We start from the raw sequence: 17,626 nt of genomic DNA, 5'->3' as shown, positions 1-17,626 counted from the left end.
CCAGGATTGCGCTTGCATGCACCCTGGCGCGATGTGAACATGCGCGCCAAGAACCGTAGCAAAACGGTCAAAGACAGCGGGCACTCTATTCGTCAGCATCAATCGGGAGACAGTTCATGAAGAAATTTGTCGTCGCCGCTACGCTGGGCGCATCGGCCCTGGCCCTGTCCACCGGCGCTTCATTTGCCGACTTTACATTGACCATCCTGCACATAAACGATTGGCACAGCCGCATCGAATCCAACAACAAGTATGAATCGACCTGCTCCGCGGAAGAGGAAAGCAAGGACGAATGCATCGGCGGCGCGGCCCGCCTGGTGACCGCCATTGCCGAACGCCGCAAAGCGCTGGAAGGGCAGAACGTGCTTCTGCTCAACGGCGGCGACAATTTCCAGGGATCGCTGTTCTACGCCACCTACAAGGGCGCCGTGGAAGCCGAGTTCCTGAACCAGATGAAGTTCGACGCCATGACCGTGGGCAACCACGAGTTCGACGACGGCGAGGATGCGCTGGTGCCTTTCCTGGAAAAAGTGCAATTTCCGGTGCTGAGCGCCAATGTGCACCCCAACGCCCAGTCGAAGGTGGGCGACCGCATCAAGCCCTCGATCGTGCTGGAAGTCGGCGGCCAGAAGATCGGCATCGTCGGCGCAGTGACGAACGATACGCCGGAAGTGGCGGCGCCCGGCCCGAACATCGCCATTGAGGACGACATCAAGACAATCACCGCCGAGGTCGAGAAGCTGAAGGCCGAGGGCGTGAACAAGATCATCGCGCTGACCCATGTCGGCTATCCGCGCGACAAGGAGATGATCGCCAGGATACCTGGCGTGGACGTGGTGGTGGGCGGGCATTCGCACTCGCTGCTGTCCAACTCCGACCCGAAGGCCGAGGGGCCCTACCCCACCATGGTCGACAACCCCGAAGGCTATAAGGTGCCGGTCACGCAGGCGGCCTCCTATTCGAAATATCTCGGCGAGTTCAAGGTGGTGTTCGACGACAACGGCATCGTCAAGGAAGCCAGCGGCGATCCGCTCTATCTCGACGCCAAGATCAAGCCCGACGAAGCGGTGCTGGCGCGCATCAAGGAGCTTGGCGCGCCGATCGAGGAATTGAAGGCCAAGCAGGTGTCGGAGACAACCGCCGACATCGACGGCAGCCGCGAAAACTGCCGCGCCCGGGAATGCGAGATGGGCAACCTGATCGCCGATGCCGTTCTCGACCGCGTGAAGGGACAAGGGGTCCAGATCGTGTTCCAGAACGGCGGCGGCATCCGGGCCTCCATCGGCAAGGGCGCGGTGACCATGGGCGACGTGCTGACGGTCCTGCCCTTCCAGAACACGGTGGCGACATTCCAGCTTTCGGGCAAGGACATCGCCGATTCCATCGAGGCGGGCCTCAGCGAGATCGAGGAAGGCAAGGGCAAGTTCCCGCAGGTGGCGGGCCTGAAATACAGCTTCGACAAATCGGTGGCAGCCAACCAGGGTCGGCTGAAATCGGTGGAAGTGATGGAAGACGGCGCCTGGAAGCCGCTGGACCCGGCCAAGATCTATGGCGTGGCTGCCAACGACTTCGTGCGCGCTGGCGGCGACGGCTACAAGATCTTCGCCGAAAAGGCGCAGAACGCCTATGACTACGGGCCGAGCCTGGAAGACGTGGTGGCCGATTATCTGGCCGCAAACCGCCCCTACACGCCCAAACTGGAAGGCCGCATAACCGAACTCGCCCGGGCAGAAGCGCCGGCCGAAGCCGCAGCGCCCACGCCGGAAGCCGCGCCCGCCGCCGAAGCCAAGCCGGCAGCCGGCGACAGCCACTCTATCGTGGCTGGCGACACCTATTGGCACATCGCCAAGAAGGCCTATGGCACTCCGTCCAAGTGGCGGCTGATCGCCAAGGCCAACCCGAAATATGCCGCGCGCCGTCTGCCGGTGGGCGCCACGCTCACCATTCCGGCCGTGCAGTAGGCAAGCCGGCGAGACGGAAGAAAGGCCCTCCGCGTGTCCGGCGGGCCCTGCCGTTGCGCCCCGCGTCCAAGCGTCGGTCGCGCCAGGCGGGTGCAACCTTGCCGTGATCTCGTGAAGGAGGCTGCGGCCAGACGCTGCATTGGAATTCCGGTTCGACATCACTAAGTACCGGGCCTGCGCGGGAGAAATGCCGAGATGAGCTTGACCACAGACGACGTCCAGACCGGAAACCGGAACATCGGGCCGCTGCCCGCCGGCCATCCGCCGGTCAAGCAGCCCAAGGTTGGCATCATGCTGGTGAACCTGGGCACGCCGGACGGCACCGATTTTGCGCCGATGTGGCGCTATCTCAGGGAGTTCCTGTCCGATCCGCGCGTGATCGAGCTGTCGCGCGTGGTCTGGTATCCGATCCTCTACGGACTGGTGCTGACCACCCGGCCGAAGAAATCCGGCGCCAACTACAAGACCATCTGGAACGAGGCGAAGAACGAATCGCCGTTGCGGACCTACACGCGTGCGCAGGCCGAAAAGCTCTCCCAGATGCTGGCCGACAAACCCAACGTGGTGGTGGACTGGGGCATGCGCTACGGCACCCCGTCGATCGCGAGTTCGGTTCAGCGCTTGATGGACCAGGGCTGCGAACGCATCGTGATGTTCCCGCTCTATCCGCAGTTCTCGGCCACAACCACCGCGACCGCCAGCGACCAGCTATTCCGGGCGCTGATGAAAATCCGCGCCATGCCGGCGATCCGCACCGTGCCTGCCTATTACGATGAGCCGGCCTATATCGAGGCGCTGGCCAATTCGGTGACCAGCCACCTTGCCGCGCTCGACTTCGAGCCGGAGGTGGTGCTTGCTTCCTACCACGGCATCCCGAAAGCCTATTTCGAGAAGGGCGACCCCTATCACTGCCACTGCCTGAAGACGACGCGGCTGCTGCGCGAGCGGCTGGGCTGGGACGAAAAGAAGCTCATCACCACCTTCCAGTCGCGCTTCGGTGCGCAGGAATGGCTGCAGCCCTACACCGACAAGACGGTGGAGAAGCTGGCGAAGGAAGGCGTGAAGTCGATCGCCGTCATCAACCCCGGCTTCTCGGCCGACTGCATCGAGACGCTGGAGGAAATCGCCGGCGAGGCCGCCGAGATCTTCCAGCACGCCGGCGGCAAGAATTTCACGCACATACCGTGCCTCAATGACAGCGACGACGGCATGGCCGTCATCGAAACGCTGGTACGCCGCGAACTGGCCGGCTGGGCCTGAGCCGCAGCCGGCTCACGCAAAGCAGGACTGAGCCTCGATCATGCGAAGCACCTGCCCGCCGGCTCAACGGCCGGCGGCGGGTAGCGGAACGGGCGCGGGCGCACTGGCAGCGGGCGGGGGCGAACCCGCCGGTGCGGCGAAATCATCGGCACGCCCCGGCTGCGGATCGGGCGCGATGCCCTGCTTCATCAGTTTCTCGTTGGGCGAACGTGGCGCCTGCCGCGTCTGCGCCTGCGCGCCAAGCAGTTCGCCGCCGCCGTCCAGCGCAGGGTCGCTCAGCGAGACCGGCGGCGTGCGGTCGACAGGCTTGGCCTTGCCGGCTCCTGGCGCCGGCGCAAACACGCCGGGCGCGAGCGCTTCGCCGGGTTCGGCGGCCACGCCCAGCATCTTACGAAGCGGCTTTTCGGCGTAGAAGGCCAGCTTGCGCTTGCCCGCCTTGGTGAAATTTATGCCGTCTTCCGCGCGCAGGCGCTCAGGCTGGCCGTTGACATTGGGGCCCGTGGTCACGAAGGCGCCGTTCTCGTCGACGAAGCCATCCCACACATCCACGAATTCGCCGCCGGCACCTTCGCTGGCCGCGCGATAGATGTCGTTGAAGGCCAGCATGTCGGCCGTCGTCTTCGAAAGCCTGAACGCGGGCATGCCGACCCAGACGAAAGGCACGTTGCGCGCCGCAATGGCCTTCGCCATCTCATCAGCGCGGCGGGTGTATTCCTTCGTCCAGTTGTCCGTTCGAAGCGTCTCGCTTGTCGCGCCGACGCGCATGCGCTGGCGGTCGTTTGAGCCGAGCATGACGACAACTGCCGCCGGCTTCTCGGCCTCGATCAAGGGACCGATTTCCTTGCCCCAGTCGAAATGCTCGTCGCGCACGAAGCCTGACGAGCCTTTCGAGCGGTCGATGACCCGGACTTTCGGATTCTGCGCATAGACGGTCGACAAGCCCTCGGCGAGACCGCTGCCGAGAAAATCGCCAACTACCAGCACCACCTTGGCGTCGGGCGCCTTTTCAACCGCGGCTACCTCCGGCTCGTGCGGAACGGCAGTGGCCTTGGTGCCCGGCGATTTCTTGGCGGCGCGAGCCTTGGGCCTCGGCTGGTGGTGCGGGACCGGAACCCTCTGCGCCGGCGGCTCGTAATATCTTTCCCGGCGCGGCAGGAACAGGTCGAACAGGTTCCAGGGCCGTATCATCCGCTCCTGGGCATAGGCCGGAGATGACAGCGCCTCGGCGAAGAAGCCGGCGGACGCGACCGCCAGCGCCAGAAGCAGCGCCGGCAGCCACGCACGAAATGTCGGCTTTCTCGATGGCAATGCCGGCTCCGTTGGGGTTGGCCCGGTTAACGCTTTCTCAGCCGCAACAGCACTTCCATGCTCGGATGGCCGTCTTGCTCCAGGCCGGCCTGGGCCTGGAAGGCACGGATCGCGGCGCGCGACCCTTCGCCAATCTTGCCATCGAACTTGCCTTCGTAATAGCCAAAAGTGGAGAGGCGTTGCTGAAGCTCCTGCTTCTCCTGGAAGGACAGCTTCGTGAAAGGCCGGTTCCAGTCACGCACCAGGCCGCCATATCCGGCGATCTCGTCGGCAAGCAGGCCGACGGCGAGCGCGTATTTATCGGCGTTGTTATACCGCTTGAGCACCGAGAAGTTCTTGGTCATCAGGAAGGCCGGGCCGGAACGCCCGTCCAGCACCTTCAGTTCGGCCATCTCGTTGCCATCGCGGAAAGGCTTGCCCCTGGCGCGGGTGATGCCCAGGCTCTGCCACTTGGCCACCGAGAGAGAGCCGTTCGGGAACTTGCGCCCCTCCGGCAACCTCACCTCGTAGCCCCAGGTGCGGCCGCTCTGCCAGCCATTCTTGGCGAGCAGGTTGGCGGCGGTGGCGAGCGCATCCGGCACGGAGTACCAGATGTCGCGCTTGCCGTTGCCGTCAATGTCGACGGCATAGCGCTGGTAGCTGGTGGGAATGAACTGGGTGTGGCCCATGGCGCCGGCCCAGGAACCCATCAGGTGGCTTTCGTCGATGTCGCCGCTCTGCAGGATCTTCAGCGCCGCGATCAGTTGCGTCTGTGCGAACTTGGCGCGCCTCTGGTCGCCATAGGCAAGCGTGGCCAGCGAGCGCACCACATTGCGCATCACCTTGTCGTTCTTGAGAATCTCGCCGTAGTTCGATTCCATCGACCAGATGGCAAGCAGGATATGGCGATCGACGCCGAAGCGCGCCTCGATGCGGTCGAGCCAGGGCTTCCACTGGCGCGCCATGGCGCGCCCGTTGGCCACCGCCTCCTCGTGCACGCGGTTGTCGAAATAGTCCCAGACCGGCGCGGTGAATTCGGGCTGGAAGCGCGCCTTCTCCAGCACCTCGGGATCGACATCGCGCACATTGCGGAAGGCGCGATCGAAGGTGGTGGCGGAAATGCCGTTTTGCAGCGCGGTGCTGCGGAAACCGGCGATCCAGCGCTGGAAACCCGCATCGGCAAGCGCCGTCGTGCCTGAAGAAAACAGCAGGGCAAGCGACAGGCCGGCAGCCGCCGCGACGCCTGCGAAGCGAGTTGCGGTCTTACGAACGAGCATGATGTCCCTCCTTATCGGTCCTCGAAAAATACATTCATCGCGCACCGGGGTTATCAATCGGTTTACCATAGCGAAATTGGTTGCTATCGCCTTCGCGGCCTCCCAGCCGCCCGTGGCTGTGGCAGTGCGATGTTCAGTATTCATCAATTTCGACGTGAAAATGTCTCATCCCGTGATAGGACCGACTCGCCTATTGGACCGTTCGCCATGAAAAAAGTACGCAAAGCAGTTTTTCCTGTTGCCGGGCTCGGCACGCGGTTTCTCCCAGCCACCAAATCCATCCCCAAGGAGATGCTGACGGTGGTCGACCGCCCTGTCATCCAATATGTGGTGGACGAGGCGCGCGAGGCGGGCATCGAGCATTTCATATTCGTGACCGGGCGCAACAAGGCCGTCATCGAAGACCATTTCGACGTCCAGTTCGAGCTTTATGACACGCTGGCGCAGCGCGGCAAGGACGACCAGCTATCGCACCTGCAGCGCCTGCAGCCGCAGCCCGGACAAACCAGCTTCACCCGGCAGCAGGTGCCGCTGGGCCTGGGCCATGCGGTGTGGTGCGCGCGCGACCTGGTGGGGGACGAGCCCTTCGCCCTGCTCTTGCCCGACATGATCATGCAGACGGACCAGAGCTGCCTGAAGGAAATGGTCAAGCTCTACGAGCACACCGGGCAGAACATCGTGGCGGTGCAGGAGTGCGACCCGGCCGAGACCCACAAATACGGCATCGTCGGCCGCGGGCAGGACGTGCATTCGGGATTCGAGATCACCGGCATGGTGGAGAAGCCCGCGCAGGGCACCGCGCCTTCCAATCTCTACATCAACGGCCGCTACATATTGCAGCCGGAAATCTTCAAGATATTGGAAGGTCAGGAAAAGGGCGCGGGCAACGAGATCCAGCTGACCGACGCCATGCTCAAGCTTGAAAAGCAGCAATCCTTCTATGGCTATCACTATCAGGGCCGCACCTTCGACTGCGGCTCGCCGGAGGGCTTCATCGAGGCCAATGTGGCCTTCTCGCTGTGGCACCCCGACATGCACGACAAGGTCGCGGCCATGCTGGGCAAGATGCTGGACGAACTGAAGCCCATCGAGAGGCGCAAGGTGCCGCGCTGAGCACGAACGAAAAAAGGCCGGGTCGTCCCCCAGCCCCTAACTGAAATGTTGAATATTTTCTGTCGCGAAACTCTGACTGCTGCGAGTGAGTTTTGCGACAGGAATTAAAAGGAGGAATTTTTGCGCCTGAACGACAGCTATGTCGCATCCAGCAGAAAAATCGTGGCCTCCATGAATGTCACGGCATTCCCTCGCAGAGTTACGCGATCCTCGGTCAATTCGCAGTCGAGCCACCCTCCGCGTGCCGACGCCTGATAGGCCATAAGCTTGTCGCGGCCCAAACGTGCAGCCCAATAGGGCACAAGCGTAGCATGGATAGACCCCGTAACCGGATCTTCTGGAATACCTGCGCCGGGAGCAAAGTAGCGCGACACGAAATGCGCCTTTGCGCCGTCCGCTTCCTGCCCCGTCACCACAAGGCCGACAGGACCGAGAAGGGCAATTGCAGCAAGGTCCGGAACGAAACTGCGCACGGCATCGGCGCTGCCGAGATCGACAAAGAAGTTCTCGAAGTTGCGAAAAATGCGAACGGGCGGTTCAACGAAAATCTCTGCAATTTCGTGTGGCAGAGCATCAATGGCCTCCGGCGCCAGACGAGGAATGTCGAGCCTGTATCCATCCGCTTCCCTCGATACACGCAGCTCTCCGACCCGAGTGTGGAAGACGAATGGTGCGACCGCCTTCGCTTTGGTGAACAAGACGTGCGCTGTCGCAAGGGTGGCGTGCCCGCAGAAATCGACCTCATGCGCCGGGGCAAACCAGCGCAAATCCCACGCTCCATCGGGGCGAGCTTTGACAAAGGCCGTCTCAGCCAGGTTGTTCTCCTGCGCAACCGCCAGCATCAGTGCATCCGGCAGCCAGTCGTCAAGGACGAGAACGGCAGCAGGGTTTCCCGCGAAAAGGCGGTCGGTGAAAGCATCGACCTGATACATGTGCATGAGGATGGTGTCGCCCCTCCGCGGCAGGTGAGTGCGCAGAATGCTTCACGAAGATATTTCCAGCAAGATCAACCGCCAGAAACGTCCACGCCACAAGGAAATTCAGCACCAGTATCCACTTGGATTCCACATTTCAGTTAGGGGCTGGGGGCCGTCCCGGCCTTTTTTTTTAAGCACCGCGGGGGGCTCAGCGCTGCAGCTTGAGGCCGAGGAAGACGCTGTTGGCGTCGTAGTCGCGGTCCGGCAGATTGCTTCGGAGCCTCTCGTGCCGCAGCCTGCCGCTGATGCCGGCATAGCGGCTCAGCCACCATGTGGCGCCCGCCTCGGCCAGGAAGGTCACGTCGTGGCCATCGGCATGCGCATAGTTGCGATAGCCGATGCCCAGGGCGGCATTGCCGGTGAGATTGGCGCGGATCGCGCGTTCGGCCGAAACCGTGGCGACGTTCAGGACCGAACCGCTTTCGCCGGCATTCGTGGTGTTCTCGATGGTGGTCGAGGCAGCCAGATTGACCAGTGTGCCGCGCTCCGGCGACCATGTCAGCGCGGCGGACACGCTTGGCGCCGAGACCGGGCCGAGGCGGTCGTCGTCGAAACTCTCGCGCAGCCAGCCGGCCGAGAATTCGCCCGACAGCTTTTCGCCGAGGTCGAGCGCCACGCCGGCGCGCGCCCCGACGAGATTGGAAGAGCGTTCATAGCCGCTGTCGTCAATCTTCTGGTCGTAGTAGCGGCGGCCAAGCTCCACCTCGGCAAAGGGCGTCAGGGCCGGCGATACCTCGTAGCCCCCGCGCAAGGTCACCGACGCCAGGGTCGAGTCGCGATCCTTCTGCGAGAGAACGCTGCCGTCCCAAAGCTCGGCATCGCCATAAATGTCGCGTTCGACGCTGCCGGTGACGCCAAGCAGAACGCGGCCGATATTCCTTTCAACGCCGAGGCTGGCGCCCAGCGTCTGCCGGATCGGCGACGATGCCGCGCCAATGATGGCGACGGGCGACGAGGCGCTTTCGGGAGTGCGCAGATAGCCGAACTCCCCACGGCCGTTCAGGCTCTCGCCAAGGTCGAGGTCCAGCCGCAGGTCGACGCCGATCTCGTCGTCCCTGACCTGCTCACCGGAAAGGGTGCGCTGGATCGCGCCATAGACGTCAAGCGTTGCCGAATGGCCGCCCCAGTCGCCGATGGCATTGAGGCGCAAGGCGGTTTGCGACAGCACTGCGCTCGAGTCGCCGGGCTGAAGGCTGGCATTGGAGGTGCCTACCAACCCCTGCTCGAGCGTGGATCGCAGCAGAAGACGGCCGACATGAATGCCGGGCGCGGCAAAGGGAGCCTCCTCCCGCGCCACATTGCGGGCCTCGATGGCGTTCTCGCGCTCCGCGCGCCGGACACTCTCCGGGTCCTCCTGCGCGCCATCCGCGGGTACCCGCACCGCAGCGGTGACAAGGTCTTCGTCGACAGTGCCGGCTCTGCGGTTTTCCCGGACCGGCTGAGCACCCGCCGCTACGCGCGCGGCCTCGGCCCGCTGGCGTGCTGTGGAAAGCGGCCGCGCGCCCGACGTAGGCGACGGCCCGTCGAACGCGTCGGCATTGGCCGGCAGCGAAAACAGGTCCGGTTCGGCCGGGCCGGCATCCGGCACCGCGCCGGTGCTGACCGGATCATATTGCCAGGAAGAAGTCTGATCGGCTTGGGCTGCCTGGCCGCGCGGCAGGGGCGCGTTGGCGTTCGTGGCAGGAAGAGAGCCGCGCAAGCCGGTTTCCTGGGCCTCGGCCACGGCGGCGCCGAGCACGCCGGCGGCACCGGCCATGCACAGCACGACCGGCAGCAACCGTCGACCTCGGCGTCGTGACTGATCGGGGCGCACGCCTGACATTCTCACCTGACTGCATTCCGTGGCGCGGGGCGGCGCCAGCATTACCGAACCGTAAATTCGGATGGTTAAGAGAGTGTTGAGGGCGCGCAGGCAGCCCGGCAGCGCGCGCATCGATATGGACAGCCGCCCGACAACACGGTAATCGCATGCAACATGCACGCACGAACCCTAAAGACACCGCCCGACAGGCAGGCCTCCATAGCATCGGCGATGCGCACCGTGACGACGGAGCGCGCCGGCGTCGAGGCGCTGGCCGAGGCGCTGCAAAATGGATTGTCCGAGCCTTTCGCCGAAGCGGTGGAGCTGCTGTCGGCAATCGGCGGGCGTGTGATCGTGACCGGCGTGGGCAAGAGCGGCCATATCGGCTCCAAGATCGCGGCGACACTCGCCTCCACCGGCACTCCTGCCTTCTTCGTCCACCCCGCCGAAGCCAATCACGGCGACCTTGGCATGATCGCGCGGGACGACGCGATCCTGGCCATCTCCTGGTCGGGCGAGACGGTGGAGCTGAAAGGCATCATCGCCTATGCTCGCCGCTTTGCCATCCCGCTGATCGCGGTGACGTCGGGCGAGAACTCGGCGCTGGCGCGCGAGGCCAACGTGGTGCTGAAGCTGCCCAAGGCGCAGGAAGCCTGCCCACACGGGCTGGCGCCCACCACGTCGACCCTGCTGCAGCTGGTGATAGGCGATGCGCTGGCAGTGGCGCTGCTGGAGGCACGCGGCTTCACGGCCGAGCATTTCCGCACCTTCCATCCGGGCGGCCAGCTGGGCGCCAACCTCACCCGCGTCGCCGACATCATGCATTCCGACGACAGGATGCCCATCGTGGCGCTGGGCACCAGCATGCCGGAGGCGGTGGCCGAACTGTCTCGCAAGCGCTTCGGCTGCGTCTGCGTGGTGGATGCCGAGGGCAAGCTTTCCGGCATCGTCACCGACGGCGACCTGGCCCGCAACCTGCACCGCAACCTCGGCGAGCTGAAGGTGGAAGACGTCATGACCCGGCAGCCCCGGACCATCGAGCCGCGCATGATGGCAAGTGCGGCGATGGCGGTGATCAACGAGCACAACATCAGCGCGCTGGTCGTGGCCGAGGACGAGCGCCCGGTGGGCGTCGTGCATTTCCACGACCTGCTGCGCATCGGCGTGGCGTGACGCCCTGCCCGAACCTTGTCGGGCAATTCGCAAACATAGCAAACAGCGGGGAAAGCATGACGGCCAAAGCCGTCACGCTTCCTGGATTTGCACTCAGCGCGGCAACACGCTCGTACCCATCAGCGCCTCATCGATAGCGCGCGCCGCCTGGCGGCCTTCGCGGATCGCCCACACCACCAGCGACTGCCCTCGCCGCACGTCGCCGGCCGCATAGAGCCGGTCGACGCTGGTGCGGTAGTCGCGCTCGTTGGCTTCGACATTGGTCGAGCGGCGCGCATCGAGACGGGTCTTTAGCCCCTCGCCCAGCTCCTCGGTCACGCCGCCGGGCATCGGGCCGGCGAAGCCGATGGCGATGAAGGCGAGGTCGGCGCGGATGACGAATTCGGTGCCAGGGATGGGCTGGCGCTTCTCGTCCACCTCGCAGCACTTGACGCCGGTGAGTTGCCCTTCCTCGCCGATGAACTCCAGCGTCGCCACCTGGAACTCCCGCTCGGCGCCCTCGGCCTGGCTGGAAGAGGTGCGCATCTTGGTTGCCCAGTAGGGCCAGACCGCAAGCTTGTTTTCCTTTTCCGGTGGCTGCGGGCGGATATCGAGCTGAGTGACGCGCACCGCGCCCTGGCGGAACGCCGTGCCGATGCAGTCGGAAGCGGTGTCGCCGCCGCCCACCACCACGACATGCTGGCCGCTGGCGTAGATCGGCTGCGAAGGCCAGGCAGTAGATTGGATATCTTCCTGCGCGACACGCTTGTTCTGCTGGACCAGGTAAGGCATCGCGTCATGCACGCCTGCGAGCTCCTCGCCGGGGATGCTGGCCGGGCGCGGCTTTTCGGAGCCGCCGCAATAGAGCACCGCATCGTATTCGGCGAGCAGTTCGGACACCTTCTTGTCTACGCCGACATTCACGCCGCAGAAGAAGGTCACGCCTTCGCCCTGCATCTGCTGGACGCGGCGATCGATGAAGTGCTTCTCCATCTTGAAGTCGGGGATGCCGAACCGCATCAGCCCGCCGGGTCGGCTTTCACGCTCGTAGACATGCACGTCATGGCCGACGCGGCCGAGCTGCTGGGCCGCTGCCATGCCGGCCGGGCCGGAACCGATGATGGCGACGCGCTTGCCGGTCTTCTTCTCGGCCGGCTGCGGGCGGACAAGCCCAAGTTGGTAGGCCTTGTCGGCGAGCGCCTGTTCGATGGTCTTGATGGCGACCGGAATGTCCTCAAGGTTGAGTGTGCAGGCCTCCTCGCAGGGAGCCGGACAGATGCGGCCGGTGAATTCGGGGAAGTTATTGGTGGAGTGCAGGTTGCGGATCGCCGTTTCCCAATCGCCGTTATAGACGAGATCGTTCCAGTCCGGGATCTGGTTGTGGACCGGGCAGCCCGTGGGGCCATGGCAGTAGGGGATGCCGCAATCCATGCAGCGTGCGGCCTGCTTCTCGACTTCGCTATCCGACAGCGGCAGCGTGAATTCGCGGAAGTGCCGGATACGGTCGGCGGCAGGCTGATACTTGTGCACCTGCCGGTCTATCTCAAGGAAACCTGTAACCTTGCCCATTTCAAAACTCTTGTTCGTGGGTCGCCGCGCCCGCGCGGCAAAAAAGCAATCTCGGTGAGGATGACGGCCTTGGGCGGCCCCCTTCGCCGCCCGTCGCCGTGCGCTGCTGCGAAACTATTCCGCCGCCACGCCCATGCGCATGCGTTCCATCTCGATCAGCGCGCGGCGATATTCGACCGGCATGACCTTGCGGAACTTCGGCCGATAATTGGCCCAATCGTCCAGGATCTGCTTGCCCCGCGTCGAACCGGTGTAGTGCACATGGTTCGAGATGAGCTGGTACAGGCGCTCCTCGTCATGGCTGCTCATGTCCTCCGAGACGTCGACGCGGCCCTTGTGGTCGATGTCGCCGCCGTGGTGCAGCAGCTTCTCGAGCATGTCGTCTTCCGCCGGAACCGGCTCGAGCTCGACCATGGCCATGTTGCAGCGCTCGGCGAAGTCGCCGGCCTCGTCCAGCACATAGGCGACACCGCCCGACATGCCGGCCGCGAAGTTGCGCCCGGTCTTGCCGATGACGACGACAACGCCGCCGGTCATGTACTCGCAGCCATGGTCGCCCACGCCCTCGACCACCGCCACGGCACCGGAGTTGCGCACGGCGAAACGCTCGCCGGCGACGCCACGGAAGTAGCACTCGCCCTCGATGGCGCCGTAGAGCACGGTATTGCCGACGATGATGGATTCCTCGGCGACGATGCGCGAGTTCTCCGGCGGGCGGATGACGATCCGGCCGCCCGACAGGCCCTTGGCGACATAGTCGTTGCCGTCGCCGACCAACTCGAAGGTAATACCGCGCGCCAGGAACGCGCCGAAGGACTGCCCGGCGGTGCCAGTCAACTTCACCGTGATGGTGTCGTCACGCAGGCCCTTGTGGCGGAAGCGCTTGGCCACCTCGCCCGACAGCATGGCGCCGGTGGAGCGGTCGACGTTGCGGATTTCCGTCTCGATGGTCACCGGCTGGCGCGCTTCCAGAGCGGCCCTGGCCTGCTCGATCAGCTTGCGGTCGAGCACGTCGTCGATCGGGTGCTTCTGCCGTTCGGTCCAGTGCATTGCCTCGGGCGCGGCCTTCGGCTTGTGGAACAGGCGGCTGAAGTCCAGCCCGCGCGCCTTCCAGTGCTCGATCACCGCCCGCTTCTCCAGTAGGTCGGTATTGCCGACGATCTGGTCGAGATGGGTGAAGCCCATTTTGGCGAGCAGCTCGCGCACCTCTTCCGCAACATAGAAAAAGTAGTTGATGATGTGCTCGGGCGCGCCCTTGAAGCGCTTGCGCAGCACCGGGTCCTGGGTGGCGACGCCGACCGGGCAGGTGTTGAGGTGGCACTTGCGCATCATGATGCAGCCCGCCGCGATCAGTGGCGCGGTGGAGAAGCCGAACTCGTCGGCGCCCAGCAGCGCGCCCATGACGACGTCGCGACCGGTCCGCAGGCCGCCGTCGACCTGCAACGCCACTCTGGAGCGCAGGCCGTTCAGCACCAGCGTCTGGTGCGTCTCGGCAAGGCCCATCTCCCACGGGGAACCGGCATGCTTGAGCGACGTAAGCGGCGAGGCACCGGTGCCGCCGTCATAGCCGGCAATGGTGATGTGGTCGGCACGCGCCTTGGCGACGCCGGCGGCAACCGTGCCGACGCCGACTTCGGAGACAAGCTTGACCGACACGTCGGCCGCCGGGTTGACGTTCTTCAGATCGTAGATCAGCTGCGCCAGATCCTCGATCGAGTAGATGTCGTGGTGCGGCGGCGGTGAGATGAGGCCGACGCCCGGCGTGGAGTGGCGGGTCTTGGCAATCGTCGCGTCGACCTTGTGGCCGGGAAGCTGGCCGCCCTCGCCCGGCTTGGCGCCCTGCGCGACCTTGATTTGCATCATGTCGGAATTGACGAGATATTCGGCCGTGACGCCGAAGCGTCCGGACGCCACCTGCTTGATCGCCGAGCGCTCGGGATTGGGCTTGCCGCCCGGCAGCGGCAGGTAGCGGTCAGGCTCCTCGCCGCCCTCGCCGGTGTTGGACTTGCCGCCGATCTGGTTCATGGCGCGCGCCAGCGTGGTGTGCGCCTCGCGGCTGATCGAACCGAACGACATCGCGCCGGTGGAGAAGCGCTTGACTATCTCGGCGGCCGGCATCACCTCGTCGAGCGGCACCGGCTTGCGCCCGGTCTCCTCGGCGAGCTTGACGTGGAAGAGGCCGCGAATGGTCTGGGCGCGCGCCGTCACGCTGTCGATCTGCTCGGAGAACTCCTTGAAGGTTTCCCACGAGCCCTTGCGCACGGCGTGCTGGAGCGAAGCGACCGCATCGGGCGACCAGATATGTGCCTCGCCGCGCATGCGGTACATGTACTCGCCGCCCACCTCGAGCGAGCTGCGCAGCACAGGGTCGTCACCGAAGGCATCGGCATGGCGGCGCACCGTCTCGGCCGCGATCTCCTCCAGGCCGACACCCTCGATGAGGGTCGCGGTGCCGGTGAAATACTTGTCCACGAAGTCCGACTTCAAGCCCACGGCGTCGAAGATCTGCGCGCCGCAATAGGACTGGTAGGTCGAGATGCCCATCTTGGACATGACCTTGAGGATGCCCTTGCCGATCGACTTGATGTAGCGATTTACCAGTTCTCGTTCGTCGACTTCCGACGGGAAGGCGCCGCGACGGTGCATGTCGATGAGGGTGTCGAAGGCGAGATAGGGGTTGATCGCCTCCGCGCCATAGCCTGCAAGACAGCAGAAATGGTGGATTTCGCGCGGCTCGCCCGATTCCACCACCAGGCCGACCGAGGTGCGAAGGCCCTTGCGGATCAGGTGGTGGTGCACCGCAGCCGTTGCCAGCAGCGTGGGGATGTCGATGCGGTCCGGCCCGACCTGCCGGTCGGAAAGCACGATGATGTTGTAGCCGCCGGCGACCGCCGCCTCGGCACGCTCGCACAGCCGCTCGATCGCCGCCGGCATGCCCGCCGCGCCCTCATTGGCCGCATAGGTGATGTCGATGGTCTTGGTGTCGAACCGGTCCTCGGTGTGGCCGATGGAGCGGATCTTCTCCAGGTCGGCATTGGTCAGGATGGGCTGGCGCACTTCCAGCCGCTTGCGCCGCGACGTGCCGACGAGGTCGAAGATGTTGGGACGCGGCCCAATGAAGGACACGAGGCTCATCACCAGTTCCTCGCGGATCGGGTCGATGGGCGGGTTGGTCACCTGGGCGAAGTTCTGCTTGAAATAGGTGTAGAGCAGCTTCGGCTTGTCGGACATCGCCGAGATCGGCGTGTCGGTGCCCATCGAGCCCACCGCCTCCTGGCCGGTGGTGGCCATGGGCGACATCAGGAGCTTCAGGTCTTCCTGCGTGTAGCCGAAGGCCTGCTGGCGATCGAGGAGCGAGACGTCCCTGCGCAGCGCGCGCGGTTCCACCGGCTTCAGGTCTTCGAGGATCAGCTGGGTGTTGGCGAGCCACTTCTTGTAGGGATGCCTGGCCGCGATCTCCGACTTGATCTCCTCGTCGGAGATGATGCGGCCCTTTTCCAGGTCGATCAGCAGCATCTTGCCGGGCTGCAGCCGCCACTTTGCAACGATATGCTCTTCGCCGACCGGCAACACGCCGGCCTCCGAGGCCATGATGACGCGGCCGTCGTCAGTGACGATGTAGCGCGCCGGGCGAAGCCCGTTGCGGTCGAGGGTTGCGCCGATCTGGCGGCCGTCGGTGAAGGCCACCGCGGCCGGACCATCCCACGGCTCCATCAGCGCCGCGTGGTATTCATAGAAGGCCTTGCGGTCGTCATCCATAAGCTTATTGCCGGCCCAGGCTTCCGGGATCAGCATCATCATGGAATGCGCCAGCGAATAGCCGCCCTGCCACAGGAACTCGAGCGCGTTGTCGAAGCAGGCCGTATCCGACTGGCCTTCGTAGGAGATCGGCCACAGCTTCGAGATGTCGTTACCGAAGAGTTCGGAATCGACCGAGGCCTGCCGCGCCGCCATCCAGTTGTTGTTGCCGCGCACGGTGTTGATCTCACCGTTGTGCGCGACCATGCGGTAGGGATGCGCCAGCTTCCACGACGGGAAGGTGTTGGTCGAAAAGCGCTGGTGAACCAGGATCAGCGCCGTTTCGAAGCGCGGGTCCGACAGGTCCTTGTAATAAGCGCCCACCTGGAAGGCCAGGAACATGCCCTTGTAGACGATGGTGCGCGACGACATCGACACGCAGTAAGCGCCGATGTCGCGGTTGTTGTTCTCGGCATAGATGCGGCCCGAGATCACCTTGCGCAGGATGTAGAGCCGGCGCTCGTAGTCGTCGTCGCTTTCCAGTTCGGCCGGGCGGCCGAAGAAGGCCTGCCGGTGATAGGGCTCGGAAGCCACGATTTCAGGCGCCTTCGACAATGAGGAATTGTCGACAGGCACGTCGCGGAAGACGAGGAAAGGGATGCCTTCCGACTGCGCGGCCTCGCGGATCAGCGCCTCGATGTGCTCGCGCTGCGCGGTGTCCCGCGGCATGAACCAATGGCCGACGGCATAGTGGCCGGCCGGCGGCAGCTCTACGCCCAGCTTCGCAATTTCCTCGCGAAAGAAGCGGTCGGGAATCTGCACCAGCACGCCGGCGCCGTCGCCCACCAGGGGATCGGCGCCGACAGCGCCGCGGTGGGTCAGGTTGTTCAGCATGAACAGGCCGTCGACGACCAGTTGGTGCGACTTCTGCCCCTTCATGTTGGCGATGAAGCCGACGCCGCAGGCATCGTGCTCGTTGCGCGGGTCGTAGAGCCCCTGCGCGGCCGGGGGAATACAAGTGCTCGGCGGAATAGTGGTGGAGTTGGTGGTTTTGGCGTCCATGGCTTTCGTCTGCGCGGGCGCCCAAGGCTGCGTCGTCACAGATGTCATGTCCGTCATCTTCCTACCTTTTTCGATCTCCTGCCCTCAAAGCGGGCATCTTTCCACTCCCTGCCAGCAGGCGGCGGTTCCGTCGGCCGGCGGCACATCTTGTCGAGGGTCCATGGAAGGGCACACTGCGGTGGCGGTATGCCGTCCTTGGCAGATGCGCGGAATTGAGCCGCGCCGTACTCGCGGCAGATCCGGCATCCATCGCAGCCATCGCCGGACTGATGCGCAATTATACGCCAGATCCGCCGTCTTTTGCGCAGACAAAATAAGACAGCACTGCTGTCCTAATTTTCTATCGCAGACTTTTTTTTCCGGCACAAGAGACGCTTTCACAAAAAAACAACGAGGAGAGCGAAACAAAGTTTCACTTCTTCATGACAG

Annotated in this window: 10 protein-coding genes; 4 read left to right on the top strand and 6 right to left on the bottom strand. The window is 64.4% G+C overall.

Going from position 1 to position 17,626, the window contains the following annotated elements; translation table 11 throughout:
• Positions 1-116: 116 nt before the first annotated feature.
• Both AC3A4H_RS16905 and hemH read left to right on the top strand, forming a co-directional pair.
• A complete protein-coding gene (locus AC3A4H_RS16905) occupies positions 117-1,961 on the top strand; it encodes a 5'-nucleotidase C-terminal domain-containing protein (protein WP_487767737.1) in 1,845 nt (614 codons plus the stop codon).
• Positions 1,962-2,156: 195 nt separating this feature from the next.
• Positions 2,157-3,221: a ferrochelatase gene (hemH, locus tag AC3A4H_RS16900; protein ID WP_487767736.1), complete on the top strand. Its 1,065-nt coding sequence runs from the start codon at positions 2,157-2,159 to the stop codon at positions 3,219-3,221.
• Between the two features lie 63 nt (positions 3,222-3,284).
• Here the strand turns inward: hemH and AC3A4H_RS16895 are convergent, their stop codons facing one another.
• Complete coding sequence (locus tag AC3A4H_RS16895; protein ID WP_487767735.1) at positions 3,285-4,529, bottom strand: SGNH/GDSL hydrolase family protein; 1,245 nt, start codon at positions 4,527-4,529, stop codon at positions 3,285-3,287.
• 26 nt (positions 4,530-4,555) lie between these two features.
• A complete protein-coding gene (locus AC3A4H_RS16890; protein WP_487767734.1) occupies positions 4,556-5,785 on the bottom strand; it encodes a lytic murein transglycosylase in 1,230 nt (409 codons plus the stop codon).
• Positions 5,786-5,992: 207 nt separating this feature from the next.
• Here AC3A4H_RS16890 and galU point away from each other — a divergent pair, with 207 nt between their 5' ends.
• The gene (gene galU / locus AC3A4H_RS16885) at positions 5,993-6,898 is read left to right on the top strand and encodes a UTP--glucose-1-phosphate uridylyltransferase GalU (RefSeq protein WP_487767733.1); all 906 of its coding nucleotides are present in this window, start codon (positions 5,993-5,995) and stop codon (positions 6,896-6,898) included.
• A 137-nt stretch (positions 6,899-7,035) separates the two neighbouring features.
• On the opposite strand, the gene AC3A4H_RS16880 is transcribed toward galU, so the two are convergent.
• Positions 7,036-7,836, bottom strand: coding sequence for a PhzF family phenazine biosynthesis protein (locus AC3A4H_RS16880; protein ID WP_487767732.1), 801 nt, complete (start codon positions 7,834-7,836; stop codon positions 7,036-7,038).
• Between the two features lie 187 nt (positions 7,837-8,023).
• Complete coding sequence (locus AC3A4H_RS16875; protein ID WP_487767731.1) at positions 8,024-9,652, bottom strand: outer membrane beta-barrel protein; 1,629 nt, start codon at positions 9,650-9,652, stop codon at positions 8,024-8,026.
• A gap of 198 nt (positions 9,653-9,850) precedes the next feature.
• Between AC3A4H_RS16875 and AC3A4H_RS16870 the strand changes: the two genes are divergently transcribed.
• Positions 9,851-10,849 carry a KpsF/GutQ family sugar-phosphate isomerase gene (locus AC3A4H_RS16870; protein ID WP_487767730.1) on the top strand — a complete coding sequence of 333 codons (999 nt, stop codon included), beginning with the start codon at positions 9,851-9,853 and terminating at the stop codon, positions 10,847-10,849.
• A gap of 93 nt (positions 10,850-10,942) precedes the next feature.
• Here AC3A4H_RS16870 and AC3A4H_RS16865 read toward each other — a convergent pair whose 3' ends face one another.
• Both AC3A4H_RS16865 and gltB read right to left on the bottom strand, forming a co-directional pair.
• A complete protein-coding gene (locus tag AC3A4H_RS16865) occupies positions 10,943-12,397 on the bottom strand; it encodes a glutamate synthase subunit beta (protein WP_487767729.1) in 1,455 nt (484 codons plus the stop codon).
• 114 nt (positions 12,398-12,511) lie between these two features.
• A complete protein-coding gene (gene gltB / locus AC3A4H_RS16860; RefSeq protein ID WP_487767728.1) occupies positions 12,512-17,254 on the bottom strand; it encodes a glutamate synthase large subunit in 4,743 nt (1,580 codons plus the stop codon).
• Between the last annotated feature and the right edge of the window lie 372 nt (positions 17,255-17,626).

The organism is Pseudaminobacter sp. Soil_N_29 (assembly GCF_057656055.1).
Note: the sequence above shows the minus strand (reverse complement) of the source record. Positions and strands in the feature narration are given on the sequence as shown.